This window comes from Arthrobacter sp. P1_C12_2 (assembly GCF_056406415.1).
In genome coordinates this window covers 94,131-121,001 of record NZ_JBFUAF010000014.1, presented here as the reverse complement: position 1 = coordinate 121,001, position 26,871 = coordinate 94,131, and the positions used below count along the sequence as shown (strand labels likewise).

The following is a 26,871-nucleotide window of genomic DNA, read 5'->3' as shown; positions in this document are numbered from 1 at the left end:
ACAATGGAGTTGTAACTCGTGGCCCTCAATAGCAGTCCAGTCCTCCCGCCTCAGCCCCAGACCTCCCGGCTGTCCGCCGCCGTCAATGCCCTCCGTACATTCACCAGCTCGCTTGGCTCCAAGGGATATCTCTTCGTGGTCGGGGCCCTTGTGCTTGCGGTGGGGAGCGTTCTTTCTCCCTATTTCATGACGTCGCGGAACCTGATAGCCGTGCTCATTACGGCATCGGTTGTCTCCGTTCTTGCCGTCGGCCAGTATCTGGTCATTGTCACCGGCGGCATTGATCTTTCCGTCGGGGCCGTAGCCGCACTATCCTCCGTCACTGTGGGGCTTGCACTTCAGGCAGGCGTCTCTTGGCCATTGGCGCTGCTGCTGACGCTGCTGGTCGCTGGCTTCGTGGGCGTCTTCAACGGTCTGATGATCGTCTATGGAGGAATTACCCCGTTCATCGTGACACTCGCGATGATGAGCATTGCCCGGGGAGTGGCGTACATCCTGCAGACGGGGCGCCAGGTGGCCATCGACGATCAGGGTTTCCTGTCCGCTTTTACCGCCGATTTGGGGCCGCTGCCTGCCCCTGTCGTCATCGCCATGATCGTCATGATCGTCTTGGCCGTGACCATGTCACAGACGCGTTACGGACGTCGCCTTTTCGCGATCGGCGGGAACCCCGACGCTGCACGGCTTTCGGGTCTTCCGATCAAGCGGGACATCGTCGGTGCCTACTTCCTTTCGTCTCTGCTGGCAGGGCTCGGCGGCGTCATGATCGCTGCCCAGTTGACGGAAGGCAGCGCAATCATTGGCGAAGGATACGAGCTGAACGCCATCGCGGCCGTAGTGGTAGGCGGCGCGTCACTGTTCGGTGGCACGGGAGACCCCATCAGCGCGGTGCTCGGCGGCCTGATCATCGCCGTGATTCTCAACATCATGGATCTGCTTGGAATCCAGGCCCAGCCGCAGCTGATCGTCAAAGGTGCAGTGATCCTCCTCGCAGTGCTGTTCACCAGCGGGGTGGGAAACAAGCTCCCTGGTGCGATACGAAAGCTCGTGCTCCAGAAGCGCTACACCGAGAAGGGTTCCGACCTCCCGTCCGAAGGAAAGGAAAAGGAGAAGATCGATGTCGCCAACTAGCGATACAACCGTGACCCAGTGGCAGTTCCTCACGCAGGCAGAGGCCGAGACAATCGAGGCCGTCTGCGAACGTATCTTCCCGAACGACGACGGCAGGGCGGGTGCCCGCGATGCGCGCGTGATTGTCTTCATCGATCGGACCGCTGCGGACGAGGACGAAGCCTTGCGCCTGTGCTACCGAGAAGGCGTCCAAGCACTCAATGCCTTCAGCAACGACCTGTACGGGTCCCCGTTCGCCAAATTGTCCTGCGACGCCGCGGACAGCCTCCTGGAGCGGATCGAGAATGCTGAGGCCTCTTCCCACCCGGATGTGCCCCACCCGCTGGAGACCTTCTTCGCGCTGGTCTGGGAACACACCATCCAAGGCATGTTCTGTGACCCGAAGTACGGCGGAAACCACGACACACTCGGCTGGCAGCTGGTCGGCTTCCCTGGAGCGCAATGGGGCTACAACGCCGAACAGATGAAGCCCGGGTTCGACTCGACCACCATCCCCATCAAATCCCTGGAAGACCTACGCAAAGAATTGAGGGGCACGAATGCCTGAAAAAGCAGAGGCCATCGTCGTCGGCCTGGGCGCATCGGGCGGCATCATCGCTGAACAGCTGACCAAGGCCGGCGTGCGGGTCCTTGCCCTGGACAAGGGCCCGATGCACAGCAACGAGGAGTTCACCTTAAAGCATGACGAGGTCAAGTACTACTCCCGCGGCTCCCTCGTTCCCCAGCTGTCCACCGATCCGGTGACGTGGCGGCCGAATGAAGCGACCGAGGCCCAACTTCTGCCGTGGGCAGCCGGCGTCCGCGGCAACAGCGAACCGCTGCACCTGCCGCCGTCCATCGGCCCCGGCGGCGGAACGCTTCATTGGGGCGGCGCCTCCTGGCGCCACCGCGATTCCGACTTCCGTATGAAGTCACTCATCGAGGAACGCTTCGGGCCCGAGGCGCTGGACGGCGACTCCACCATGGTGGACTGGCCGATGACCTACGGCGATCTGGAGCCCTACTACGACAAGGTCGAATGGGAACTCGGCGTCTCCGGCCAGGCCGGGAACGTCAAGGGAATACACATTCCGGCAGGCAGCCCTTTCGAATCCGACCGCCAGCGCGAGTACCCGATGCCGCCCTTGCGACGGGCACCGGCCGACGACCGTTTCAAGGCCGCCTGTGAAAGACTCGGCTACCGCCCATTCCAGCAGCCCGCGGCCGTGGCCTCCACGGACTACAAGTCGCTGAAGGGCTGCGAATACTGCGGCTTCTGCCATGGGTTCCTATGTCACGTCAACGCCAAGCAGTCCAGCCGTATCACCTCGGTGGAGGCGGCGCTCCAGACCGGCAACCTCGAAATCCGCTCCTCCTCCCGCGTCTTCCGGTTGAACCGCGACGCGACAGGACGCAGAATCTCCGGCGTCTCATACTTCGACGCTGATGGCGTGGTGCACGAAGTTGAATCGGACCTGGTGGTTGTCGCCTGCTACGCCCTCGAAAACAGCCGGCTGCTGCTCGCTTCCGGCATCAACGCCAACGGACAGGTGGGGCAGAACTTTATGACCCACAGCTTCGGCTGGTGCACGCTCGTGTTGCCGGAGTTCAGCAACCCGTTCATGGCGCCCCTGGTTGCTGCCAGCGTGGTGGATGATCTCAACTGCGACGGCGTGCCGGACAACGACGAAGGTGTTCTCTGGGGATCCGTCCTCACGAGCATCCCCGGAGACCTGCAGCCCATCGAGGCCGCGCACAACCTGCCACCGGGCATGCGCCGCTGGGGCCGGGAATTCAAGGATTGGTTTTCCGAGAATTACCGCAAACTCATGGGCATCCACAATCAAATCCCGAGTTTCCCGACGAAACGGTACTACTGCGACCTGGACCCGGTGGTAAAAGACAAGTTCGGCCAGCCCGCGCTTCGAATCACCCACGACTGGTCCCAGCACGACGTTGCGGCGTTGAACTACTTCGAAAAAGTAAAGCGCAACATCGCCGACGAAATGGGCGCCACCCAGTTCTGGTCCGAACCCAACCCGCCGGCTTACCACCTCTCCACCCATGAAGTGGGCACCCACCGCATGGGCGAAAATCCCGCGGATTCCGTCGTGGACATCTACGGCGAGTCCCATGAATGCAAGGGTCTTTACGTGGTCGGAGGCGGACAGTTTCCCACGCTGTCCGGCTACAACCCCACTCAGACCCTGCAGGCCCTCGCGTACCTGAGTGCCGACCGAATTCTGGAGAAGGTATAGCGCCTCCGGGTGATGCTTCTCCAGACCAGCAAGACCATCTGTAAACCGAACAGTCGGCCTGTATCCGGGCCGACGATAGTGAAGAAAAAGAAAGAGAAGAAACCAATGGTTGACCCTTATTCCATCGTGGCCCTGTCCAACGTCGTCCACACGATCAAGAAGCGCGAAGACGCGATCGAAAACACGAAGCGCATCTGCGATTTCATGGACCCGGCCGTCATGGTCGCAGCCACCGACGGCGCACCCGTGAAGCTGGTAGTCCTGCCCGAGATGGCGATCCAGGGCATGTTGCCGGACTTCAAAGCCGGCAACAGGGAAGCCCACGAAGCATTCGCCATGACGATCCCCGGACCCGAAACTGACATCCTGGGTCAGAAAGCCCGCCAGCTGAACACCTACATCGCCGGTGAGCTCTACCTGGTCAAGGACGAGGACTTCCCGGGCCATTTGTTCAACGTGGCGTTCATCATCGATCCCAACGGTGAAGTCATTTACAAGCGCTACAAGTCCACGTCCGACGCCTACGAAGGCGGCGCGCTGGGCACCACCAACCCGCACGATATCTGGGACGAGTTCGTCGAAAAACGCGGCAACGGCAGCGTCCTGGACGCGTTCTTCCCGGTGGCCAGAACCGAGATCGGCAACATCGGCTACATCATCTGCCACGAAGGCGCCTACCCCGAGACCTCCCGTGGCCTGGCCATGAACGGTGCCGAGATCATCATCCGCGGCACCCTGATCGAACCGCAGGTCGGCGCCGGCATGTGGGACCTGCAGAACCGCGCGCACGCCATGTTCAACCAGGTCGTCGTCGTCGCTCCGAACCTCGGCCCGCAGCGCAACGACGACGGCAGCCTGTTCGACCTGTTCGGCGGCCAGTCCATGATCGTGGACCACAAGGGCAACGTGCTGGTGAAGCAGGCCGGCGTCAGCGGCGGCGACTCGTTCGTGAGCTCCGTCATCGACCTCGAGGCCCTGCGCCGCTCACGCCGCGCCAACGGCGTCACGAACTGGTTCAAGGACCTGCGCACCGAAATGTACGCGGGCATCTACGAACAGCCGATCTACGAAAAGAACCAGTATCTGACGAATCTCCCCGCCGAGGGCTGGCTGGCCCGCGAGGAGAAGCGCCGCGCAGGCAACATCGACAAGCTCATCGAACGCGGCCTGCTGGTTCCGCCGTCGGGCGGCTCCCGCTAAGAGAGCATCCACCTGGTCCAGTGACCAGATAATGCGGGCGCCCGGGTCACCGCCGGGCGCCCGCACCTTTTACCTTCCGTCGTCCTCCGAATTATCCGGAGCACCTGAAAGCGAGCCCCATGTACGCCGCCATCCTCCGCACCCACGGTCCCATCGAAAGCAACCCGCTGGACTACGTTGAAGTCCCCGAACCGACACCTGGCCCCGGCGAAATATCGATCGACGTACTGGCTTGCGGAGTATGCCGTTCCAATCTCCATATGATCGAAGGTGACTGGCTGCCGGGCACCCCGGCGAGCCTGCCGATCATCCCTGGACACGAGGTTGTCGGCAGGGTCAAAGTACTCGGCCCCGGCGTCACCAACCTGGCCGTGGGCGACCGGATCGGCGTCCAGCCCATTTGGTCCACCTGTGGTCTGTGCGTTCATTGCCTGACAGGGAACGAGCAGCGCTGCCGTGAACGCCAGATCACCGGTGAAACACGGGACGGCGGCTATGCCGAAGTCATGCTGGCGAACGCGGCCTACGCTTACAAGATCCCTGACGGGCTCTCCGACGCCGAAGCGGCCCCGTTGCTGTGCCCTGGCATAACCGCACACGGTTCAGTGAAAAAAGCCAAGCTTTCCCCGGGCCAGAAAGTGGGTATCTTCGGCGTCGGCGGCGTCGGACTTATGGTCGTACAGATGGCGTCCCTCACCGGGGCCGACGTTTACGCCGTCACCAGGAGCGCCGCACACCGTAGCCTGGCTGAAGAGCTGGGTGCGACAGCGTCCTATGTCCCGGCCGGGCATGAAGGCGGCCCGGTGCTGCCGGACGCCTCGCTGGACGCTGCCATTGTCTTCGCTCCATCGGATCATGCCGTGGCCGATGCCATCCGCGTGGTCAGGCCAGGCGGCCGCGTAGTCCTCGGTGTGGCCCAGACGGTGGGGCCCATGGACATCGGCGACGAAAAGACAGTGGTCGGCTCCGTGCTGGGCAGCCGCTGGGAGATGTCCGAGGTGCTGCGTCTTGCCTCCGACGGAAAACTACGCTCCATACACAAGGACTTTCCCCTCAGTGAAGCCAACCTGGCGCTGTCGCGGCTGAAGTCCGGTGACCTTCTGGCCCGAGCCGTGCTGATTCCGGGCGCATGAACACCGACGCCAAAGTGCAACCGCACCGGTTTCTCGTCGTCGGACGCGGCTGGCGCGCCGACTTCTACTTCCGCATCGCCCGGCAACTGCCGGAGCTGCTCACCTGCGTGGGCGCGGTCACGCGGACCGCCGAAGGCGGAGCGGAGATCGAGCTGCAGTGGCAGTTGCCGACTTTCCGCACCATCGATGAAGCTGTCGAGCTTTTGCGGCCTGACGTAGCCGTGACCTGTGTTCCGCGGGAAGCCAACCCGGGCGTGCTGCGGACCCTGGTCGGGCTGGGCATCCCTGTCCTGACCGAGACCCCGCCCGCGGTTGACGTTTTCTCGATGACTGAGTTGTGGAACGACGTCGGCCACACAGGACTCGTCCAGGTAGCTGAACAGCACCCTTACCTGCCGACATTTGCCGGCGTCCTATGCATGATCGAAGACGGAGTCTTCGGCGAGGTCAGTTCTGCGTCCGTCTCCTGGACCCATGACTACCATGCCGTCGCCATCCTCCGGGCGCTCATGGACACTGGCAGCGATCCCGTACGTGTCCTCGCGACCGCCCACGACGTTCCTATCATGTCCGGGCCGGACCGAACCGGATGGCCCGAAAACCAGAACCTTGGGACCGAACGCCAGACCCTCGCCATTCTCGGCTTCGGCAGCAAGACAGGTCTTTACGATTTCACAGACACGCAGTGGTTCAATCCACTGCGTCGGCGGCAGATCCAGGTACGCGGAAGCCAAGCGGAACTGGTGGGCGACCAGCTCACGTGGCTGGCGGACGACGGCGCACCTGTCAGCGCCCCGATCGTGCGCCGTCAACTCGGCATCGATGGCAACCTCGAGGGCGCCGACCTGGACACGCTCAGCGTCGGGGGCCGGGTCATCTACCGTAACCCCTTCCCGGGCGCGCGGCTCTCTGACGAGGAGATCGCCATGGCCGTCTGCCTGTTGAACACCCTTCCAGAAAACCGTTCCGAGGGATACTCCCTCGCTGACGGTTGCCAGGATCACTATCTCTCCCTTCTGATTCATGAAGCCGCTGGATCGGAAGGGAGTTCCCACTCCATCCGTCAACCTTGGGCACACGCTCAGCGCTGCGGGGCGACGCGGTCCTGACCGCGCAGCCGTGACCTTGGCAAATGCCTAGGGGCGATCACTCCACCCATAACCAAAGGAAAAAGCATGAAAAACCGAACTCTTGGCCGTACCGGGCTGTCAGTCTCACCCGTTTGCGTGGGAACGAGCGCTCTGGGCAGCCACCCCAGCCAGTACGGTTACGAAGTCAGCTCTGACACCGCCGTGGCGACCATCCGCAAAGTCATGGAAGGTCCATTCAATTTCGTCGACACGTCCAACGAATACGGCCACGGGGGCGACAGCGAACGCCGGATCGGCCAGGCCCTCGCGGAAGCGGGCGGTCTGCCGGAAGGCTTCGTCGTGGCCACCAAGGTAGACCCGATCGTCGGGACCACCGACTTCTCGGGAGACCGTGTCCGCCGGTCCGTGGAGGAGAGCCTTGAACGGCTCGGCCTGGACCGTCTTCAGCTCGTCTACTTCCACGATCCCGAAAAGATTACCTTCGAAGAAGGCACAGCGGCCGGCGGTCCCCTCGAGGCCCTCATTGAACTGAGGGACCAGGGCGTGATCGAACACCTCGGCGTCGCCGGCGGCCCCATCGACCTTGAGCTGAAGTATCTGGCAACCGACGCGTTCGACGTCGTCATCAGCCACAACAGATACACCCTTGTGGATCAAACAGCCGAACCGCTCATTCAGGACGCAGCCTCCCGGGGCGTGGCGTTCGTCAACGCCGCACCGTTTGGTGGCGGAATGCTCGTCAAAGGCCCCGATGCCGTTCCCAACTACTGCTACGGGCCGGCCAGCCAGGCCATCATCGAGCGGGTGCGAAAGATGCAGAAGCTGTGTGAGACGTACTCGGTGCCGCTGGCTGCCGCCGCTCTTCAGTTCTCCACCCGCGATCCCCGTGTAGCATCCACCATCGTCGGCATGTCCGAACCCAGCCGCGTCGACCAAACAGCACGTCTGGCCGAATGGGACATTCCGGCTGAACTCTGGTCCCGGCTCCTTCCCCTGGCCAACGCCGGTACGGGAGAGCTGGGCTAGCCAAAGGTCGGACTGACCTGACCGGCAATGATCCATGACATCGGGCCACCACCCCGCCGCGGGTCAACGTTCAGGGCATGATCGAGAATATGCGCACGTCAGTGACCTGGCGAGGGTGAGCCCTTGCTGCCCCATGGCATTGGAGGCGGGACGCGCTGACAACCTGGGCAAGCGCGAGCGTTTCGGTGCGCCGGATCATGGAGACCATGGCCACGGTGTCGATTTCGAACCGGAAAAGTGTCCCCGCCGCCTTCTTCGGCGTAAACCTAGGTGTGCTAGTTGGCCCGACGTCGGGGCCAGCGAAGGGCGATTTGTTCTCGAAAACGGCCGCATCTCCCCGCTGGAGTTTCCGCACAGGACCCGGCAGGCCGGTGCCGGCGGGGACCCCCTTGATGACTACAAACTCGAAGGACCACTCATGACCAGCATCACCAGTCCAACCGCCGCTCTCGGAACAGCCGCGTCGGCAACCCGGACGCTACTGGCCGACGGCCGCGAAATGCTCTATTTTGACGACCGCGGCACCATATCGCCGGACCGGGAAGCCGCAGCCGACGGTCGAGAACTGCCGGTCCGCGGCCCGTCCGGGGAGGTCCGTTACGACGCTCTGACCGGGGAATGGGTGGCTGTCGCCGCGCACCGGCAGCACCGGACCCACCTCCCACCGGCCGATGAATGCCCTCTCTGCCCCAGCACGCCCGGCAGGGCCTCGGAGATCCCGGCATCGGACTACGACGTGGTCGTGTTCGAAAACCGGTTCCCCTCCCTCGGTCCCGACTTCGCCGCGGCACCGGGTGCACCGGCGTGGGGAACCCGCGGGATAGCGGGGGGCCGGTGCGAAGTGGTGGCCTTCACCCCCGAACACACCGGCACCTTCGCAGGCCTGGGCACGGGGCGGGTCCGCACCGTGATCGACGCCTGGGCCCACCGGACCGAGGCCCTGAGTGCGCTTCCCGGGGTGCAGCAGGTGTTCTGTTTCGAGAACCGGGGCCAGGACATCGGAGTCACACTGCATCACCCGCACGGGCAGATCTACGCCTATCCGTACGTCACGCCCCGGGCCGCGGTAATGGCCGCCGCCGCAGGTGCCTTCCATGAAGCTACAGGCGGGGCCCGCACGCTGACCGGAGACATCCTGGCGAAAGAACGCACTGACGGGTCCCGCATGGTCGCCGAGGGCGAATTCTTCAGCGCCTACGTGCCCTTCGCGGCGCGCTGGCCGCTGGAAGTCCACCTGGTCCCGCACCGCCAGGTGCCGGACCTGGCTGCCCTGACCGGGCCGGAACGTGACGAACTCGCGGTGCTGTACCCAGACCTCCTCGGCCGGTTGGATGGCCTCTACAACAGCCCCACGCCGTACATCAGCGCCTGGCACCAGGCCCCGGTGGATCCGGAGATGCGGCGGGCAGGCTACCTGCATCTGCAGCTCACCTCACCCCGGCGGGCCGCCGACAAACTCAAATACCTCGCAGGATCCGAAGCCGCCATGGGTGCCTTCATCAACGACACCACCCCCGAGCACGTCGCCCGGCTGCTCCGGGACGTCCCCACAGCAGCCCTGCCCACGGCCTGAGAACCAGCACAAACCGCCAAGTACTGCAGCAGCAAAGGAAGACCATGACGACGACGAAACCCGAGACAGACCGACAGGTTGCGGAGGTGACCGGTGCCTTCGCCAACTATTTCGGCCACAAACCCGACGGCCTCTGGCGGGCACCGGGCCGGGTCAACCTCATCGGCGAGCACACCGACTACAACGARGGCCTCGTCCTGCCGTTCGCCATCAACCGATCCACTACCGTCGCCGTCTCCATCCGGGCCGACCGGACAGTAAGGCTGGTTTCATCCTTCGGAGAGGCGGAAGCGGTCCTGTTCGATCTGGACACCTTCGCCCCCGAAGATGCCCACGGCTGGTCCGCCTACCCGGCCGGCGTGGCCTGGGAACTGGAACAGGCCGGCGTGCAGGTCCCCGGCTTCGAGCTCTATGTCTCCTCCGACGTGCCGGTCGGGGCCGGACTGTCCTCATCGGCCGCGCTGGAATGCGCCGTCGCCCTGGCCCTGTCCGAGCTGAGCGGCGCAAGACTGGAACGCACCGAACTGGCTGACATAGGTCGCCGGGCCGAGAACAACGTGGTCGGCGCCCCCACCGGCATCATGGACCAGTACGCCTCCATGCTCGGCACGAAAAATTCCTCCGTCTATCTCGACTGCCGCGATGGCAAGTCCGTGCCGGTCCCCCTTGGACTCGAAGAGTCCGGACTGGTCTGCCTGGTCATCGACACCAAGGTTTCACACGCCCACGCCGACGGCGGTTACGCAGCCCGCCGTTCATCCTGCGCCCAGGGAGCCCAGCAGCTGGGAGTCGCGGCCCTTCGGGACCTCGACAGCACCGATCTCCCCCGCGCCGAGCGCACACTGGACCCGGAAACGTTCCGCCGCGTCCGCCACATCATCACCGAAAACGAGCGCGTCGCCCGGACCGTTGACCTACTGAGAACTCACGGTCCGCACGCCATCGGTGACCTACTGGACGCGAGCCACCAATCGATGCGGGACGACTTCGAGATCTCCTGCCCCGAATTGAACCTCGCGGCCGACACCGCGCGGGCCAACGGCGCTATCGGCGCCCGGATGACTGGCGGCGGCTTTGGCGGCTCCGCCATTGCGCTTGTTCCCGCCGACGCCGCCCGACGCGTCGTGGACGCGGTCCTTGACGGATTCGCCGCGCACCGTTTGAGGACCCCTGATGTCTTCGCCGTCCTTCCCGCCGACGGGGCCCAGCGGCTATGACTTTGTTGATCACCGGAGCGGCCGGCTACATCGGCGCCCGTGTCCTCGAAGCGTTCACGATGGCCGGCATCCCGGCGGTGGCGCTCGACTCGCTCGTCAGCGGCGACCGTGACTTCGTCCCGGTGGCCGCTCCCTTTATTCACGCCAGCACCCTGCACTGCGACAAGGTCACGCAATCGCTGGAGGATCACCGCGTGAGCGGTGTGGTCCACCTGGCCGGCTACAAATACGCCGGAAAGTCGGTCAAAGAGCGTCTGGTCGCCTACGAATACAACGTCACGGGGGCGGCCCTTCTGCTCAAGGCGATGGACCGGGCCGGCCTCCGCCGGATCGTGTTCATCGGCCGCCGTTTACGGAACGCCGGCCGGGTAAACCTTCACCGAGGACACCCCCACTCTTCCCGAATCGCCATACGGCGAAACTAAGCTGATCGGCGAGTGGCTGATCCGGGACTAGGGCCGGGCCCGCGGGCTCCGAAGCACGAAGTCCTCCCCTTGGGCCGCCCGACCTCACATGGCTGTCTTGGAAGGTCATTGTTCTTCTTGAGGGGCAATAGCGAGCGCCTAAACTAGGTTCCGTACAACACGAGCACTCTTGCTGTTGCAGACCGGGCACATTGAATCTCGGCTTAGCCAGAAGGTCCCAACGCCATGGAAAACATATCTCGCGACAACGTCGCTGCCCGCGGTCCGGACGGGTCACCGCAGGACCAGACCAGACGTTACAGTGTTCCGGCCGGGTTGAGTCCCGACGAAAAATTCGAACATTGGCGGAGCTGGTACGCCAGCGCTATTGATGCTCCTGTTCGGTTGGAAAAAACCGAAAAGCTAGTGCGACCGGGTTTCAATCCAACCGCACTGAGCCTCGACGGTCCCGGGTTCAGCCTTGTTGATGTCACGAATGAACCCGCCAGTTGCTACTGGAACGGAGATCCGGAGCCCAGCGACTGGCTCGTGTATTTCAGGACTTCGTGTGACAAGTTCAGCTTCTCGGGGCGCTCCGAGGCCGTCTCTCCCGGTACAGTCAGGTTCTTTGATCTTCGTTTGCCGGGCAACTTCTATGCGCCAGCCGGCTTCAGCGCGGTGCGGCTGCACTTCGACCGAGGGCTGCTGGGCTTGGGCGAAAGATCGGCTAAACGGCTGCAGGGGTTGGCCGACATCAGAGAAAACCCGATTATGCGTGGGCTGATTCTTCCGGCCTTGTCCGGCTGGCAGCGGTCGGGCATAGCGCAGGAGGTGCAGCGTCTCCAAACGGTCGCCCGGTCGATGATGACGGCCCTGGTCAGTTCGTTGCTCGAGACCCCGGCTGATCCCGGCGACCTTAAACTGGCCCGCATCGTGGCGATCAAGAAGTTCGTGCGCAAGAACTTCAGAAATCCTGCCCTTACTGTTGACGAGGTCGTGGCCTACTCATTTCTTTCACGCCGAGCCCTTTACTACCTCTTCGAAGACGAAAGGCTCCAAGTCAGCGGGCACATTCGCGCCCTGCGGACCTTGGAAGCCCTAGAGCTCCTCGCCGAAGCAACCGCCTGGAAACGCTCTCTGACGGACATAGCAAGCGCCAGCGGGTTCGCAAGCCTGCAAGCCATGCGGCGTGCCATTAGGGAATTTACGGGTCTCTCGCTTAGCGAAGTTCAGGAGAACCCGGAACTACTGCGGATTCGAGCCGCCGAATTAAGGAATCTGACCTAGCTGGCTATAGGTCGTGTCAAGTGCATGCTCCGGGCATGACAGTGCGCGCCGCATGTTTGGCCGGGCGTTCTGACGTGACTGTGGGGTGGCGGTTTGGTTGGCTGGCCCGGCGTGATTCCAAGGGCGCCCACGCTGACTTATTCGACCTCGGCGGTTGCCGGGTCATCTGGCGTCGTTCGGGCTGCCCAAGGGCGAAGGGCCGGGCGCCAAGCTAGGTGCGGCGTAACGCGGGAAGCGTCCGCCATAGCTGTATCGGCGTCTGGTCCGGCCCTTCGTCGGTTCCAGCGTCTCACCGCCGGCCTGGGTTGTGAAGGGATCCTGCGGGCACCTCCGTGGGTTCCGTGAGGGGGATTTCCGGCTGGCATCATGGTGTGCCGCGGCTTGTCACTTCCAGCGGCCGGGGTCGTAGGTGGCCTGGTCCCGGACCATGGCGTAGGCGATCCGTGATGCACGGTGCGCCATCGCGCAGGCGATGACGCCGCCGTGCTTGCCTCTGGTCCTGAGCGCCGCGGCGTAGGTCCGGCTGGGCGCGTCGTTGAACCAGAGCCCCATGCCGAGATCGATCAGGGCCCGGCGTAGGGCCACGTTGCCTTCCCTGCTGATGGATCCGTCGCGTCGTTTGCCTGCCGATTCGTACTGGGTGGGGGACAGACCCGATGCCCGGTAGATCTGTGACGGCCCGGGCCAGCGGTGCGGGTCGCCCAGGGCGCCGCCGTAGTTGCCGGCGCGGACCACACCCCAGCCCGGGGTCGTGGTGAGCGTCGCGAACGGGCTCAACGGAAGCAACCGGGCGAACTCTGCCTCGGATGCGTCGATCTGCGCGGTGAGCTCGGTCAGCAGGTCCAGATCGGCGGCCAGCACCTGCCGGGCCACGGCTGCGTCCGCCGTGGTCAGCGCGTCGCGGGCGGCACGGACGAGCCGTTCGGCCAGCGGCTGCCGAACGTGGAGGCCGCGGACGGCGGCGAACCGGATGAACCGGGCGGTGCCCGGTGCGGCGAGCCGCTTCGGGTCGGTGAATTCAGCAGCGATGAGCCTTCCCACTTTGGTGCCGAGCACGTCCGGCAGGGCCAGCGTCAGCCCGGGGAAGGCCCGGTCCAGCTGGCCCAGCAGCTGGTTCTTCGTCGCGGTCCGCGCCTGGACCCTGCGGGTCCGGTGCGCCGCCCACGCGCCGAGTTCACCGATCACAGCCTCGCGCGCAGTCACAGGAAGGCCGCTGCCGCTGAGGACCAGCTCGGTGATCGCTTCCAGATCCAGGGCATCGGTCTTGATGCGCCGGCGTCCCTGGACCCTGCGCTGCTCGGCCACGTGCGCGGGATTCAGCTCCAGAACCTGCCAGTCCGCGGGCCACACGGACGGGGTGAGCAGCGGCCGGTGGTAATGCCCGGCAGCTTCGATCCCGACTCTCACGGGAACATCCATCCCGGCCAGCCTGCTTTTGATCAGAGTGAGGATCCCGTCCAGGCCCCGTCCGGTCATCGAAGTCCACCGGACCCAACAGGCGGTGCCGGGCGGCATCGGTGACCGACAACGCGACCGTCCTCTTGCCAACGTCGACAGCAACAACAACGGGTGATTCACCGGTCACCACGCCCTGAACAGACATAACAAACACCTCCGAAGGTGTCGGGAGGATCCCGCGGATCAACCTCAGGTCCTCAAAGGAATCTGATACATCCCGTCCTGACATCTCCGGAGGTGTTTGTGAAGGACAGACTCAACTCATATCAGCTGTGAACCGGCCGGACAGAATCTCGCCTGGCATGTAGTCCGTGGCACGCTTTCGCCGGTCTTCCCTTCTGTCTGAAATTTAAAGGCCTATTGCGTGTCTAACGCTACACACCGAATGCCTAGCCTTCGCAATCAAAACAGTAAGCGTGGCCACTCGTTACGCGGAAGATTTGGGAACGGTGCCGGACCAGAAAGCAGGAGTAGCAGGTGAATTCGTCCTCGGCCTGGGGGACAATCACTACGATCAATTCCTCGGCGACAAATTCCCACCCGGGGACGATGGCGTCGTCCATGGCGTCGGCCTCATCCAGTTCACGGATGACGCTGCGTGCATCCAGGGCGCTTGCGGATTGGAGTGCCTCGAGGGAACCGTTCTGTGCGTCCTTGAGGTCTGAGCGTACTTAGTCGTAGTCGGTTGCCACTTACGTCGTTCTCTTTCTGTCGTTCGTATCTGCCCCGGTGGAAACACGGGGCCGCCCCGCGGCACAAACGGCACGTTCGCCTGGCCAGCGTCCTATCGAAGGGGACTCTGCGGTCACGGACTTCGGGTACCAGGGGCCACACTGTGCCCCGCGGAGGAGGGTACGAAGCGGGCGCGTTCCTTCTGGTCATCCCTGTAGCTCTTGACGATGCCGTGGCCTTCCCCATGGCCGAGCCGTGAAATCACGATCGGGCCTGCGGACAGGGCGACCCTGAGGATCTCTCCGGTGATCCTCTTCCCCAGCGACAGTGCTTCGATGGATCCGTGCGGGGCATCAAGGAGTGCTCGCGAGCCGAGGCCGGACGCTTCGATGACGAGAAGGCGCCTGGTCGTGAGGACGACGTGTCCTGCGGTCTCATTCAGGTGCCCCATCCCGATAGCTCGGACGGTTTCGTCTCGAGCCAGCGCGCGAACGATGACACGTAACGTGGTTGGTCCCCCCAAGGACAGACCTGCCCTCAACGCGGCGTCCTCAAGCCCGTGGTAATACATGACACCCTCGGGCAGCTTTTCCTCGATACTGGCGAGATGATCGTGGTTCAGCGGGCCGGAATCTCCTGTCCAGGCTACGTCTGCCCCACGCGCGGACCGCCGCACGGCAGCGGTAAGCTTCGCGGCTCGGCGTCGCTTGCGGAGGGAAGATGGTATCTCGATAGTGATACTGTCCTCATCGAAGGACGTGGCCCTGAAACCTGATTCAACCGCAGCACCGCGGATGTGGTCCCGGGCGGCGTCTGCACCTGTAAGCATCGTCCAGGAGACGGTTTCGGGAGCTGATGTCATCTGAATACTTTCCGTATAGTCGTGGGAACACTGCTCGGGAGACGGGCCGGCTCCGAGGGATCGGCCTTAGATTTCATGAAAATCGTCATTTCCACTCGTTGACGACCGGTTCCGCTGTCTCCAATGGGACCAGTCCGCCGGAAGCACAGATGGTCGTCCCAAGAGGTAGCCTTGCCCGGCGTTGACTCCTAGTTCAGTTACCGTGGCCAGTTCTGAATTGGTTTCGATTCCCTCGGCGACAAGACTTGCCCCGATTTGTGACGAGAAGCTGACCATCGCCGCGTACAAGGCTCTCTGGTTGGGGCTGTTGTCGATTCCCGCCAGGATTGTCCGGTCAAGTTTGATCAGTTCTGGGCTGAGCCTCAGGATGTGGCGCATGCACGAGAACCCGGCGCCGACGTCGTCGATAGCTATACGTAGCCCAGCGCTTCTAAGTGGGGCCAGCGCTGCTGCGAGAGGTGCATAGTCAGCTACGGCTGAGCGCTCAGTCAGCTCCACGACGATTCGCCCGGGTTTCAGACCGGAATCCCTCACGATGTCACTTAGCCTCGGATCAACGCAGGCCGTCGGCGAGAGATTCACGGCAACATAGAGATGGGCAGGCAGCTCCGCTGCGGCAAGCAAGGCAGTTTCCAAGGCAAGGAATTCGAGGTCCAGGCCCCGCCCGATTGCATCCGCCTCGTCGAACCATTGATCCGGAGACCTGATGGGCGAGCTGACGAATCGAGTGAGCGCTTCGGCACCGACAATCTCGCCGGTTCCCAAGACACGGATCGGCTGAAACGCCGTTATCAATGTCCGGGTGGCGAACAGGCGATCGAGGCGCGCCCTGACTTCTTGGTCCGCCGGGCTCTCTGCCGTGGAGACATCCAGCGGCCGCGCGATTCCCTCGAACCCTGATCCCCGGCCTTCCCTGTCGAATCGGCGTCGGCCGACGACCTCAACGCTCAGACTCCGCCCACCCCGGTGGCGGGCGGACAGCACAAACCCTTCCCGGGCCGCGCGTGGATCTGGGTTCCGCGCGGCCTTGAGGTCAGCAAGGTCGATGATGAGGCTGCACGGGCGTCCCACCAGTTCGGAGGGCTCGTAGCCTAGTAGTTCCCGACTCGCGCGGCTGGAGAAGGTAAACCGGCCGTCGGCTGCGACGGCCCAAAGCCACTCCCGGGATGTGCTCAGGACGGTCTCCATGAAGCTGGCGGTAGTTGATGCCTCGATCCGATCGCGGCGCTGTTGCCGAATAAGGCGCCAGGCGGCATGAAGGACGACCGGAAGGAGCAGGACCGAGGCGATCGTGGATATCCTCGCGGGGGCCTCACGGCCGCCCCACGGCTCAAGACCAAGCAGGAGAGGCAGGAGCACTGACATCGCCGATACCAGTTCGAGGGACAGAACGGCCAGCAACCATCGACCACCCGGTGTTGTCCGGGGCTGGCCGCTGTCAGTCGACGCTGGATAGGCGAACAACGGCCGTCGACGAAGTGATGTTCCCATGAACGCGTTACGCCGCTGCATCAGTCGTGAGGGCAGTGTGGTGAAGTATCGCGTCTGGTGACATGCGGGTCTTCTTCTTCCGTGCTCGATTCGGGTATTGGTCAGCTGGGGGCAGCATCGGCAGTTGTCCGTCCAAGGCCGGCGTGACGCGGCAGGGCATATCCAGGATCAGGCTGCCCTGACATCGTTCTTGCCAGCACTGTCCCGGTCTTAGGCGAGATCGCGTTCCTTAGTGATTCCGTAGGGAACTTCTGGGCTCAGATTTACTGTGAACGAGGTCGGTCCATGGAGGGTCACGAGAATTCCGTGGTTGCCTTCCCTGAGAGCCCCTTCCCGAGCCAATTTCTCAGCGGCATCGAGGCGTTCGGCGATCAACTGGGGCTCGTCTCCTGTGACGATAGGTAGGCCCGGTGGCGACGGTGATCATGGGTCGTTCCTGTTCTGGTAGCACTCATATGCAGTTCGCTCTCGCGGCCGGCATCCCCCGGACCGGAGCCACGCATGCGGCACGGAAAGGTCTTTATGGGTCGCGGGGCCGGGCCTTGACGGCACAAACGGCCCAGCCCTTCCGGCCGGAGTTGCCCCGCCGAAAGCTGTGTGACCGCTTTCAAAATCCTACGGTTGTTGGTCGTGCAAAGAAGTGCGGCTTTGTTCCAAAGTGTGCATTCTTTAATCCCGGACCGATCACTTCGTGCAGGAGTCTCGTCAACCGAGCCTGGGGTCAGTGTGCGTCCCTATGCTGTGGACTCGATCTCAGGGAGGACTTCCGAGTCCGGTGCCCCTGGCCCCTGCCACTTAGGGATTCTGGTCGCAGACTGGTCGGTCGCCTGACAGCTCGCCACGGAGTCGAGGCGGATGACTCAGAGTTGTCCACGGTCGACGGCCGGTCTATGCCCCCTTCTGTCCGCCGGCCCAGTCCATTGCCGCGGTGCGCTAGTCCGCGATGGGGACCGGCAAGCCCAACTTCTGGCGAAACACAAACGCTCGTTGGTGCTCACCACGCTCGGAACGAGGCCAGCCAAATTGGCCGAAAAATCTCTGGCCTCGAGCAGGTCCTGTTCCCGCGCGGATCGCCTACTAACCAGCGAATTAGCCCAACCTCCACTGTGGAGCGATCAGCGAAGATTCGCAGCGCAACCTGAACCATGGCAGCAGCAACGAACCCACCCGGGTTGTGCCCCCTGGGGGCAGGTGGAGCCCTCCCCATACTGAAACCAGCGGCCGAGAGGGCCGTCTTGCTTGGCGTGTCTATTCGGAGCGACCTTCCAACTCGGCGGCGGCGGGCTGCCTTCAATCTCCTTAGCCATAAACTGGCTGAGGAGATCCCCGGCGGCCTTGGACATCACGTATCTGCCGCAAATGGATTCTCATTGTGCCCCACGTGTCGCTGGCGGCCGGAGCGTCCCCGGGCCTCTGGCCGAGGCACTCGGCAAGGATAGGGGAAACCCCGGAAACCTGGTGCTAATGGCCCGGGCCTTGCCGTTAGCCAGCGTGGACCTGGGTTGATCTTTCCTTGAGTCTTGTTTGGGCCCAGCGGACCACATGGAGCCTGTCGGGGCATCTCTCGATTACGGCCGCCAGCCGACGGACGTGATTCCTTGTACAGCTTGGCCGGCCAGCCAAGGAGACGACGACCACGTCAGCGCGTGGACGGTCCGCCCCGGCCCCGAAAACTGGACGAATCGCTCTGGCCCGTTAGCCGACGCGGCCCTAGAATCAATGCACGGCCCGGGGCGGCATTTCACCCGGGCCGCTGCCACACTCCGGTGCCCAGGCAAGGACCTGCAATGACGAACACACCTACAGCCACTGCCGAGCTCACAGCCCGTTACCCGGCCGCGTCAGAGGTCTGAGCGTCATGGCATCCCGGCACAGCACTGAAACGGAGCGTAAGTACGACCCCGGCCAGACCGCAAGGGTCCCCGTGTTCGCGGGCATTGCCGGCGTCGAACAGTCCGGCGAACCCACAGAAATGTTTCTGGAGGCCGTCTACTATGACACCGCAGAGCTGGAACTCGCCGCCCGGGGCGTTACCCTGCGCCGCCGCACCGGCGGCACGGACCAGGGCTGGCATCTGAAACTGCCAAGCGGACGGGACAGCCGCAGGGAAATCCAGGCTCCCCTCGGCCAGCCCGACCATGTCCCCGCCGAACTGCTCGAACAACTGACCGCCTTGACCCGTGGTCACAACCTCTCGCCCGTTGCCCGTCTGTCAACCCGGCGCAGCACCTACCGGCTGCACGGGCATGAGGGAGAACACCTCGCCGATTTCACCGATGATCGCGTCCACGCCGTCATCCTCCCCGGGCCGGGCCCGGAAAAGCACTGGCGTGAATGGGAACTCGAGCTCGTCCACGCCACCCCCGAGCTCTTCACCGCCGCGCAGCCGGCCTTGGAGGCTGCCGGGGCCGTACCAGCGGCCCACACCTCCAAACTCGCCCGCGCCCTCGGCACGTCCTGGCCTGGGGCCCCGACCGCCGAACCCGGTCCGGCGCGGAAGAAGGGCCCCGTCCGTGACGTCGTGACCGCCTACGTGAGCGTGCAGATCAACGAACTCCTCACCCATGACGCCGGAGTCAGGCAAGGCTTGCCGGACTCCCTGCACCAGATGAACTCTGCTGCCCGCCGGACCCGGTCCGTGCTGCGGACTTACCGGACCCTATTCACCAGGGGCGCCCTCGTCGGGCTGGAAAGGGACCTCCAGTGGCTCGGGCGAATCCTGGGCCGCCCCCGCGACGCCGAAGTGATGAGCGGGAAGATCCTCGCAAACCTGCACGCCCTGCCCGAAGCACAGGCCTCAGGACCCGCTCGTGGACAGCTCGAACACGAACTCGGCACCGCCTACAACACCGGATACCAACACGCCCTGGCAACGCTCAACTCGCCTCGGTACTACCGGATCCTGACCGCCCTGGAACACTTCCGCGACAACCCACCCGCGAAATCCAAAGCCTCCAAGCCGGCCCGCAAAACCAGCGCACGGCTGGTGAACAAGGCCGCCCGCCAGTTGGACCGCGCCCACAGGGCCGCCAGAAAGGCAGCCGGAGCCGCCGAATACGACGCCGCACTCCATCAGGTCTGCAAAGACGCCACACGCCTGCGTCACGCCGCAGAATCCGTCGCAGCCGTCCACGGGAAACAGGCCCGTGCGCTGGAAAATACGGGCCGCAGAATCCAAGGCGTTCTCGGCGACCACCAGAACACCGTCCTCGCCCGAGAACTCCTGCACCGGCTCGCCACGGCACCGGACATGGCTGCCGGAACCGCCGCCGTCTACACGGCCCTGACCAGGCAGGAAGTCGAAACGGCCGCGAAAACTGAGGCTGCGTACCGGAAACTGCGCAAGAAGACCCGCGGCCGCCGGCTGGGCCGCTGACCCATCCCCCGGGCAAGCCTGCAGAAGGCCTCTCTAGACCGACACGGCATCCGCTTGCGGCGCATCTAGGGTGGAACCATGGGGAAACAAAGAGCGAGCGAGATTCTGATTGCTGCGGCTATTTCGCAGGGTAGTGCGCGTCCGGGCGGCCTATCGGAGCCACAGGTATCGCGCGAGTCTCAGCGACGTTTACGTAGGCCTACTGCGAAGAGGCCGGGTGGCGAGGGGAATCGTGGGATCCGGTCCGGACGGACTCGGACCCGGTACAGGGCTTGGCCCAGGAAACGTCGGATCGGGAGACCCCGGGGCAGGCACGGGAATGACGGATCCGGAGAGTCGGGCAGCGGTCCGAGCTGGCGGAAACGGGTCGGGTTCGCATTGCGGCGGAAGAGTCATGGACTACCCCAAGGCCTGGCCTCAAAACGGAAGGGATCCCCAGACTAAGTCTCCCTGTCGGGAAAGGACAGGGGGCGAATCGATTCGTGGGAATACTCCCCGTTTAACCCGTCAGCGTGGCCCGCAACGCCCCGGTTGGCGATCACTTGTCCAAGCGGACAGCTGTCGTTAGGCGATCATCGTTCTGGATAGCAGAAACATCAGGGCTGTCTACCGCTCGGTTTCCGCCTCATTGACAGCATTGTCATCGCGGGGATCGTCCTTGTGTCGGGCTTCCTCCAAATGATGCTCAAGCTTCTCTTCAGCATCACGTCGGCGTTGGCCCACGGTACGCATCTGTTGCGTAGTAGGTGAACCGGCGAAACCGTCCTGAGGATGATGCTTTCGCGTCTTCTCGTCGTGACTTTCGCTCATACTGGCATCCTGCCATCATGAACCTGGGCACGGAAGCCCGCGTCCCCCATCCCAAGGGCAAAGCCGCGACCCTGGCCAGGAACTCTCCCAGCTGGCCCTTGGCTTTAGCGGTGCCTAGGCCTCCGGGATAGTCATACTGAACAACTCGACCACCTCGGCATCGGCCGGATCAAACGCCGGGGGGCGCGATTGCCCGTTTCGAGAGCCTTGATCGCTGCCAGCTCGTCAGTAGTGAGCTCAAAGTCAACGACGTCGGTATTCTCGGCGATGCGGTACGGCTGGGTCGACTTCGGGATGACCGAGCGGCCTTCTGCAGGTGCCAGCGCGCATAACCTGGGCGCGGCTCTTGGAGTGGGCTGTAGCGATGCGTCCGTTGGTCGGGTCTTCCAGCGTGCTGGGGTGTACGGCGTCGCCGCGGTAGAAGGTGATGCCGCCAAGCGGTGACCATGCCTGACATATTTTCAGATTACCCCTCGACAGTGGCACTAAGGGTGCTTAGCATTAAGGCTCATTAAGTTTCTTGTTGCGTACAGACCGGCCGGGCGGGATTTTCCCGGACAGCCTGCCGTCTGAAAACCATTGGCCTCTCGAAGCCTTGGGTTGGCTCAGGGGCCGCAATCCAAGTTCACCCATTCCCCTGCCACCTCCAATACGCGTATCGGGTGACACTTCGCCGCCTTCTCCGGGCCGCCCTCCTGCAGACCCCTGGCTTTGCAGCGCGCCCGGAAGCTGCCACTGCCGGGTCACGATCGGAATGGAATAAAGAAAAGAGCGGAAAAATGAAAGCAGTAGTCTACAAAGGACCCAACGACGTCAGCGTCGAGGACGTACCCGATGCCAAAATTGAGCATCCCGCCGACGTGCTGGTGCGGATCACCTCGTCGAATATCTGCGGCTCTGACCTGCACATGTATGGGGGCCGCACCAGCTTTGCGCCCGGGCGCACTTTTGGACACGAGAACCTGGGCGAAGTGGTCGAGACCGGCCCGGCGGTCAGCAAAGTGAAAGTCGGCGAACGTGTGGTGCTGCCGTTCAACATCGCCTGCGGATTCTGTAAAAACTGCGAACGGGGCTTCACCAACTACTGCCTGACCATGCAGCCCGAGCCCAAGCTCGCCGGCGCAGCCTATGGCTTCGCGGACATGGGCCCGTACCAGGGCGGACAGGCCGAATATCTGCGTGTGCCGTACGGGGACTTCAACTGCCTGCGCCTGGGCGAGGACGCCGTGGAGAAGGAACTCGACTATGTCATGGTCGCCGACATCTTCCCCACCGGCTGGCACGCCACAGAGCTGGCCGGGGTTTACCCGGGAGACTCCGTTGTCATCTATGGTGCAGGACCCGTCGGGCTCATGGCAGCCTACTCGGCCATTATCAAAGGCGCCGGCAAAGTCATGGTCGTGGACCGCCAAAGCGACCGTCTCAAGCTGGCCGAACAGATCGGCGCCATCCCTGTGAATGATTCCGAGGTGGACCCTGTCGAATTCGTCAAAGACCAGACCATGGGATTCGGGGCCGACCGGGGCTGCGAATGCGTCGGTTACCAGGCGCACGATCCGGGCGGAAACGAACAGCCCAACCTCACCCTGAACCGGCTCGTAGACTCCGTCCGGTTCGTCGGTGGCCTGGGCGTCGTCGGCGTGTTTCTGCCCCAGGACCCGGGGGCTCCCGACAAACTCGCCCAGCAGGGCCAGGTCGCCTTCGACTACGGGAACTACTGGTTCAAGGGACAAACGATGGGCTCGGGACAGTGCCCGGTCAAGAAATACAACCGGGCCCTGCGCGATTTGATCGCTGGCGGCAAGGCCAGCCCCTCCTTCATCGTCAGCCATGAGCTGCCGCTGGATCAGGCCCCCGACGGCTACCGGAACTTCGACAGCCGCGAAGACGGCTGGACCAAAGTCGTCCTCCACCCAGCCAACGCCTGAACGGTCCCGGACAGGAGAATCTCGATGCCGAAACGAACTACTTCCCGGAGGCGGTACTGATGCGGTCAATGGTGTATCGCGGGCCCTACAAGGTGCGCGTGGAAGAAAAGGACATGCCTCCGATGGAGCATCCCAATGATGCAATCGTCCGCGTGAAGCTGGCGGCCATCTGCGGCTCCGACCTGCACCTCTACCACGGCATGATGCCTGACACCCGGGTGGGCATGACCTTCGGGCACGAATTCATCGGCGTGGTGGAGCAGGTGGGCCCGTCGGTGGAGCGGCTGAAACCCGGGGATCGGGTGATGGTCCCGTTCAACGTGTATTGCGGCTCCTGCTACTTCTGCTCCCGCGGGCTGTATTCGAACTGCCATAACGTCAACCCCAACGCCACGGCGGTGGGCGGCATCTACGGCTACTCCCACACCTGCGGGGGGTACGACGGCGGCCAGGCTGAGTTCGTGCGCGTGCCGTTCGCGGACGTCGGGCCGGGCCTGATTCCGGACTAGATGGATGACGAGGACGCCGTCCTGCTCACCGATGCGCTTCCCACCGGTTACTTCGGGGCCCAGCTGGGCGACATCGTTGAGGGCGACACCGTCGTGGTGTTCGGCGCCGGCCCGGTGGGCCTGTTCGCCGCCAAGTCCGCCTGGTTGATGGGCGCCGGCCGGGTGGTCGTGATCGACCACCCGGAGTACCGGCTCGAGAAGGCCCGTTCGTTCGCGCACGCCGAGACGTACAACTTCGTGGAATACGACGACATTGTCGTGCACCTGAAGAAGGAAACCGACTACCTGGGCGCCGACGTCGTCATCGACGCGGTCGGGGCCGAGGCGGACGGCAACTTCCTCCAGCATGTCACCAGCAGCAAGCTGAAATGGCAGGGCGGCTCCCCCATTGCCCTGAACTGGGCCATCGATTCCGTCCGCAAGGCGGGTCCGTGTCCGTGGTGGGCGCCTACGGCCCGATCTTCAGCGCCGTGAAATTCGGCGACGCCATGAACAAGGGCCTGACACTGCGGATGAATCAGTGCCCGGTCAAACGGCAATGGCCGCGGTTATTCGAACACGTCCGGAACGGGTACCTCAAGCCCAGCGACATCGTCACCCACCGCATCCCGCTGGAACACATCGCCGAGGGATACCACATCTTCTCCGCCAAGCTCGATGACTGCATCAAACCCCTCATCGTTTCCACCGCAGCCTGAAAGGAAGAGCATCATGGTTGAGATACCAACGCCCTACACCGCCGGCAAACCGGCGCTGAAGGAGTCCGCGGAGGACCTGCGGGCCCGGATCCCGGGATGGGGCGCAGACCTCGACCCGATGGACAGACCCTCCTACCCTCGTGAGCAGCCCGGAATCGAGACCGGTGCGCACTGGGACTTCCCTGAACGCCAGGAAGCGAAGTGGCCCCGGGAACGGTCCATCGAACACGCATTCATGACCCCCGTTTTTGGGACCTCCACCCCTCCCAGGGGGGGCATCCGGTGCCATCCGGAAGTACGCCTACAAGTACAGCGAGGGCCGAGCCGCGCACTGGTTACTGCTCATCGCAGCGGACAGGGTGGACGCCTGGGAACACCACCTGAGCTCGTTCGCCACTCTTCGCCCGGACAATCCGGTCACCGAGACGGGGGTGCTCAGTGAGCTTTCGCGCCGCGGGATCTCCTCCCGCTTCGGTAAAAAGCGCGCCGACCTGAGCCATCAGTGGATCGATCCCGTCATCGTCGGCGCCCCCTGGGCGCTGGCGGCCGGCGGAGTCGCAGCCGCCACGCTCAAGACCCTGCGAAAGCGCCGCGTCGCCTGACACCCGTTCCCCCAGCGCGGCGGACCGCGGGCGCGTCAACGGCACGCATCTGCTTGGCGCTTCCCGGCGTGCTGCCCTCCACTCATCGGCACGGACTGCGGGAGACCCTACCGGCTGTCCGTCCCGGTGAGGCTCTTCCCGTCACCAAAGCGGATAGGTTCGCCCGGCCCTACACGATGCTCGAGAACATCATCGAGGGCATGACAAGAGGTTCCCAGGAGTTCCGGCTGCCGATCGGGATGATTATGAGGGTTTGACGACAAGTCGCAGCAAGTCATGCAGTTCCAAGCGCTCCCGGCCATGAAGGAGTACGCGGCAACACCGCTGTCCAAGCCACGAGAAGGAGCCGCAGAACACCCGGCACCAACAAAAATGGGCCCCGCAGGGGCCCATAAAAGGAGATGTGTGCACACTCAGCGGCCCACAAGCCCCTGAACAGCGAAAACACGTGCCCTAGGTGGGCCTCGAACCGCATTCCAACCCATGCAAACACTGGACTCCCGCTAAAACATGAGGAATCCGGCCCGATCCGACCCATGTACGACTCGATCCGGGGCCCGAAGTGTGGACGGTGTACACCCCAAGATTGGCTAGTTCAGATCATTGCGGCCCCACTCCCCGAGTCGAGATGGCTGTTCTGAATTCTGTGCCAGGAGGCTTTCGGAACGGAATTCCGGTCAGCCGCAGCATCAGGCGCACCGCTGCCACGCCAAACAAAAGGTCCGCTATCGGCCCTCAAATGAGGGCGCCAGCAAGCATTACGCACAACCGAGTTGACGGCCGATAGCGGATATTGTGTGAGGTTATGGCGCATTGCTCCGATTTTCAGCCTTGGCGAGCCCTCCGCCTATTAGCGGTTATTTTGCCGCTTTCTTAGGCAACCGGAACGTCTAGCGGCAAATCCCTGGCACCCCAAAGGGCACCCATGGAGATGATCTGGCCGTCCTTGATAACGGTACGCGTCTTGCTTTCGTCCCAGAGGATCGAGGGGTCGTGGAAGGGATTCCCGTCCAGGACCACCAAGTCCGCGCAGGACCCTCGGGTGATGCGTCCAAGGTCACCGCGCCGAAGCAGGGCGGCGTTGGTTGATGTAGCCGACCGGAGTGCGCCGTACACGCCAAGCACTTCACACTGCAGGCGGAGTCCGGCCAGTTGCTCATCCTCCAGTTCACCCATGAGGTCTGTTCCGAACCCAATCCGGACCCCAGCATCTCGGGCCAGTGCCACGGCGTTCCTCCCTGCCTCTAGAACTTCCCGGTTCTTGGCCGCTCCCGCTTCGGTGAGGCCGACTTCCGTGCCGCGCCGTTCCATGGCTTCGTAGGTCACCAAGGTGGGGACTAGATAGACGTCATTGTCAGCCATTAGCTGGGCGGTTTCTGCATCCAGCAGGTTGCCGTGTTCGATGCAGCGAACCCCGTTAAGTACTGAATGGCGAATGGCCTCGGGCGAATATGCGTGAGCCGTGGCGTAGCTGCCCCGGCGGGAAGCCTCCTCCGTTACGGCGCGGATTTCGGCCGCGCTGTACTGCGGAACCCGAATCGGATCGACCGGTGAAACGACCCCGCCGGAGGTCATTAGCTTGATAGCGGAGGCACCTGTGCGGAATCGGTGACGCACGGCCCGCAGCAGGTCATCGGCGCCGTCCACCACTTCGCACATGTGCCCGCCATGGAAGCATCCTCCGTGGTTCGCGGCCCGGATATCGCCGTGGCCGCCTGTCTGGCTTAGCGCCGGGCCGGTGAAGAAGTAGCGCGGACCGGGGTACAGACCCTCCTCGATGGCGCTGGCAAGGCCAACGTCACCACCGGCTACGTCACGAACCGCAGTGAACCCGCGGAGCAGGGCAGCCGCGAGGCGCCGTGCCCCGGCAAGTGCGGAATAGCTCAGTGGCCCCGTCTCGTTCCTGGCGGACGTCAGGCTCAGCGCGTAGGCATGAAAATGCGCATCGATAAGTCCTGGAATCACGGTTCGGCCGCCTGCGTCAAGGACAGCGCCGGTCTCTTCCACCTCCCGCCCTACGGCAGTGATCCGGCCATCCCGGATGCTGATAGAACCCTCAATCAGGTCGGGTGATTCACCGTCGAAGATGAGGGCGTTCCGTATTGTCAGGCTTCCCCGAGTGGTCACGTGCTGTTCCTTCCTGTTGTCCCCCGCGGGCGGGCCCCC

Annotated in this window: 18 protein-coding genes and 3 pseudogenes; 15 read left to right on the top strand and 6 right to left on the bottom strand. The window is 63.7% G+C overall.

Translation table 11 applies throughout. The features are described 5' to 3' along the window. Positions 1 to 18: 18 nt before the first annotated feature. The 11 genes from AC1DZQ_RS15485 to AC1DZQ_RS15435 all read left to right on the top strand — a co-directional run bounded on the left by AC1DZQ_RS15485 (position 19) and on the right by AC1DZQ_RS15435 (position 12,299). On the top strand, positions 19 to 1,131 hold the full coding sequence (locus AC1DZQ_RS15485) for an ABC transporter permease (protein WP_476964331.1): 1,113 nt from the start codon (positions 19 to 21) through the stop codon (positions 1,129 to 1,131). Beyond that, positions 1,118 to 1,678 carry a gluconate 2-dehydrogenase subunit 3 family protein gene (locus AC1DZQ_RS15480; RefSeq protein WP_476964330.1) on the top strand — a complete coding sequence of 187 codons (561 nt, stop codon included), beginning with the start codon at positions 1,118 to 1,120 and terminating at the stop codon, positions 1,676 to 1,678. The genes AC1DZQ_RS15485 and AC1DZQ_RS15480 overlap by 14 nt, the downstream gene beginning before the upstream one ends. Then, positions 1,671 to 3,368, top strand: coding sequence for a GMC family oxidoreductase (locus tag AC1DZQ_RS15475; protein WP_476964329.1), 1,698 nt, complete (start codon positions 1,671 to 1,673; stop codon positions 3,366 to 3,368). The genes AC1DZQ_RS15480 and AC1DZQ_RS15475 overlap by 8 nt, the downstream gene beginning before the upstream one ends. Positions 3,369 to 3,473: 105 nt before the next feature. Then, positions 3,474 to 4,568, top strand: a complete 1,095-nt coding sequence (locus AC1DZQ_RS15470; protein ID WP_476964328.1) for a nitrilase-related carbon-nitrogen hydrolase — start codon at positions 3,474 to 3,476, stop codon at positions 4,566 to 4,568. 119 nt (positions 4,569 to 4,687) lie between these two features. Further along, entirely contained in the window at positions 4,688 to 5,701 is a 1,014-nt protein-coding gene (locus tag AC1DZQ_RS15465; protein WP_476964327.1) for an alcohol dehydrogenase catalytic domain-containing protein, read from the top strand. Then, on the top strand, positions 5,698 to 6,810 hold the full coding sequence (locus AC1DZQ_RS15460) for a Gfo/Idh/MocA family oxidoreductase (protein WP_476964326.1): 1,113 nt from the start codon (positions 5,698 to 5,700) through the stop codon (positions 6,808 to 6,810). Before AC1DZQ_RS15465 ends, AC1DZQ_RS15460 begins: the two co-directional genes overlap by 4 nt. A 66-nt stretch (positions 6,811 to 6,876) precedes the next feature. Further along, positions 6,877 to 7,818 (top strand): aldo/keto reductase, encoded by a 942-nt coding sequence (locus tag AC1DZQ_RS15455; RefSeq protein WP_476964325.1) that lies wholly within the window; start codon positions 6,877 to 6,879, stop codon positions 7,816 to 7,818. A gap of 418 nt (positions 7,819 to 8,236) precedes the next feature. Continuing rightward, positions 8,237 to 9,391: a galactose-1-phosphate uridylyltransferase gene (gene galT / locus AC1DZQ_RS15450; protein ID WP_476964324.1), complete on the top strand. Its 1,155-nt coding sequence runs from the start codon at positions 8,237 to 8,239 to the stop codon at positions 9,389 to 9,391. Positions 9,392 to 9,435: 44 nt separating this feature from the next. Beyond that, the gene (gene galK, locus AC1DZQ_RS15445; RefSeq protein WP_476964323.1) at positions 9,436 to 10,608 is read left to right on the top strand and encodes a galactokinase; all 1,173 of its coding nucleotides are present in this window, start codon (positions 9,436 to 9,438) and stop codon (positions 10,606 to 10,608) included. After that, a complete protein-coding gene (locus AC1DZQ_RS15440) occupies positions 10,605 to 11,033 on the top strand; it encodes an NAD-dependent epimerase/dehydratase family protein (RefSeq protein WP_476964322.1) in 429 nt (142 codons plus the stop codon). The genes galK and AC1DZQ_RS15440 overlap by 4 nt, the downstream gene beginning before the upstream one ends. A gap of 225 nt (positions 11,034 to 11,258) precedes the next feature. Further along, on the top strand, positions 11,259 to 12,299 hold the full coding sequence (locus AC1DZQ_RS15435) for a helix-turn-helix domain-containing protein (RefSeq protein ID WP_476964321.1): 1,041 nt from the start codon (positions 11,259 to 11,261) through the stop codon (positions 12,297 to 12,299). Between the two features lie 384 nt (positions 12,300 to 12,683). Here AC1DZQ_RS15435 and AC1DZQ_RS15430 read toward each other — a convergent pair whose 3' ends face one another. The 4 genes and pseudogenes from AC1DZQ_RS15430 to AC1DZQ_RS15415 all read right to left on the bottom strand — a co-directional run bounded on the left by AC1DZQ_RS15430 (position 12,684) and on the right by AC1DZQ_RS15415 (position 16,656). Further along, positions 12,684 to 13,775: an IS110 family RNA-guided transposase gene (locus AC1DZQ_RS15430; protein WP_476964320.1), complete on the bottom strand. Its 1,092-nt coding sequence runs from the start codon at positions 13,773 to 13,775 to the stop codon at positions 12,684 to 12,686. Positions 13,776 to 14,146: 371 nt separating this feature from the next. After that, a pseudogene (locus AC1DZQ_RS15425) lies at positions 14,147 to 14,449 on the bottom strand (DUF4193 domain-containing protein). Positions 14,450 to 14,562: 113 nt separating this feature from the next. Beyond that, positions 14,563 to 15,291 carry a hypothetical protein gene (locus AC1DZQ_RS15420; protein ID WP_476964319.1) on the bottom strand — a complete coding sequence of 243 codons (729 nt, stop codon included), beginning with the start codon at positions 15,289 to 15,291 and terminating at the stop codon, positions 14,563 to 14,565. Positions 15,292 to 15,357: 66 nt separating this feature from the next. Further along, positions 15,358 to 16,656 (bottom strand): sensor domain-containing phosphodiesterase, encoded by a 1,299-nt coding sequence (locus AC1DZQ_RS15415; RefSeq protein ID WP_476964318.1) that lies wholly within the window; start codon positions 16,654 to 16,656, stop codon positions 15,358 to 15,360. Positions 16,657 to 18,640: 1,984 nt separating this feature from the next. Here AC1DZQ_RS15415 and AC1DZQ_RS15410 point away from each other — a divergent pair. After that, positions 18,641 to 20,158 carry a CYTH and CHAD domain-containing protein gene (locus tag AC1DZQ_RS15410; protein WP_476964317.1) on the top strand — a complete coding sequence of 506 codons (1,518 nt, stop codon included), beginning with the start codon at positions 18,641 to 18,643 and terminating at the stop codon, positions 20,156 to 20,158. Positions 20,159 to 20,764: 606 nt separating this feature from the next. On the opposite strand, the gene AC1DZQ_RS15405 is transcribed toward AC1DZQ_RS15410, so the two are convergent. Continuing rightward, positions 20,765 to 20,968 (bottom strand): hypothetical protein, encoded by a 204-nt coding sequence (locus AC1DZQ_RS15405; protein WP_476964316.1) that lies wholly within the window; start codon positions 20,966 to 20,968, stop codon positions 20,765 to 20,767. Between the two features lie 779 nt (positions 20,969 to 21,747). On the opposite strand from AC1DZQ_RS15405, the gene AC1DZQ_RS15400 reads away from it, so the two are divergent. From AC1DZQ_RS15400 to AC1DZQ_RS15390, 3 genes and pseudogenes are all read left to right on the top strand, one after another. Beyond that, positions 21,748 to 22,896: a glutathione-independent formaldehyde dehydrogenase gene (locus tag AC1DZQ_RS15400; protein ID WP_476964315.1), complete on the top strand. Its 1,149-nt coding sequence runs from the start codon at positions 21,748 to 21,750 to the stop codon at positions 22,894 to 22,896. Between the two features lie 59 nt (positions 22,897 to 22,955). Further along, positions 22,956 to 24,103 (top strand): annotated as a pseudogene (locus tag AC1DZQ_RS15395) (zinc-dependent alcohol dehydrogenase). A 13-nt stretch (positions 24,104 to 24,116) separates the two neighbouring features. Continuing rightward, a pseudogene (locus tag AC1DZQ_RS15390) lies at positions 24,117 to 24,705 on the top strand (hypothetical protein). A gap of 873 nt (positions 24,706 to 25,578) precedes the next feature. Here AC1DZQ_RS15390 and AC1DZQ_RS15385 read toward each other — a convergent pair. After that, positions 25,579 to 26,832: a metal-dependent hydrolase family protein gene (locus AC1DZQ_RS15385; protein ID WP_476964314.1), complete on the bottom strand. Its 1,254-nt coding sequence runs from the start codon at positions 26,830 to 26,832 to the stop codon at positions 25,579 to 25,581. Between the last annotated feature and the right edge of the window lie 39 nt (positions 26,833 to 26,871).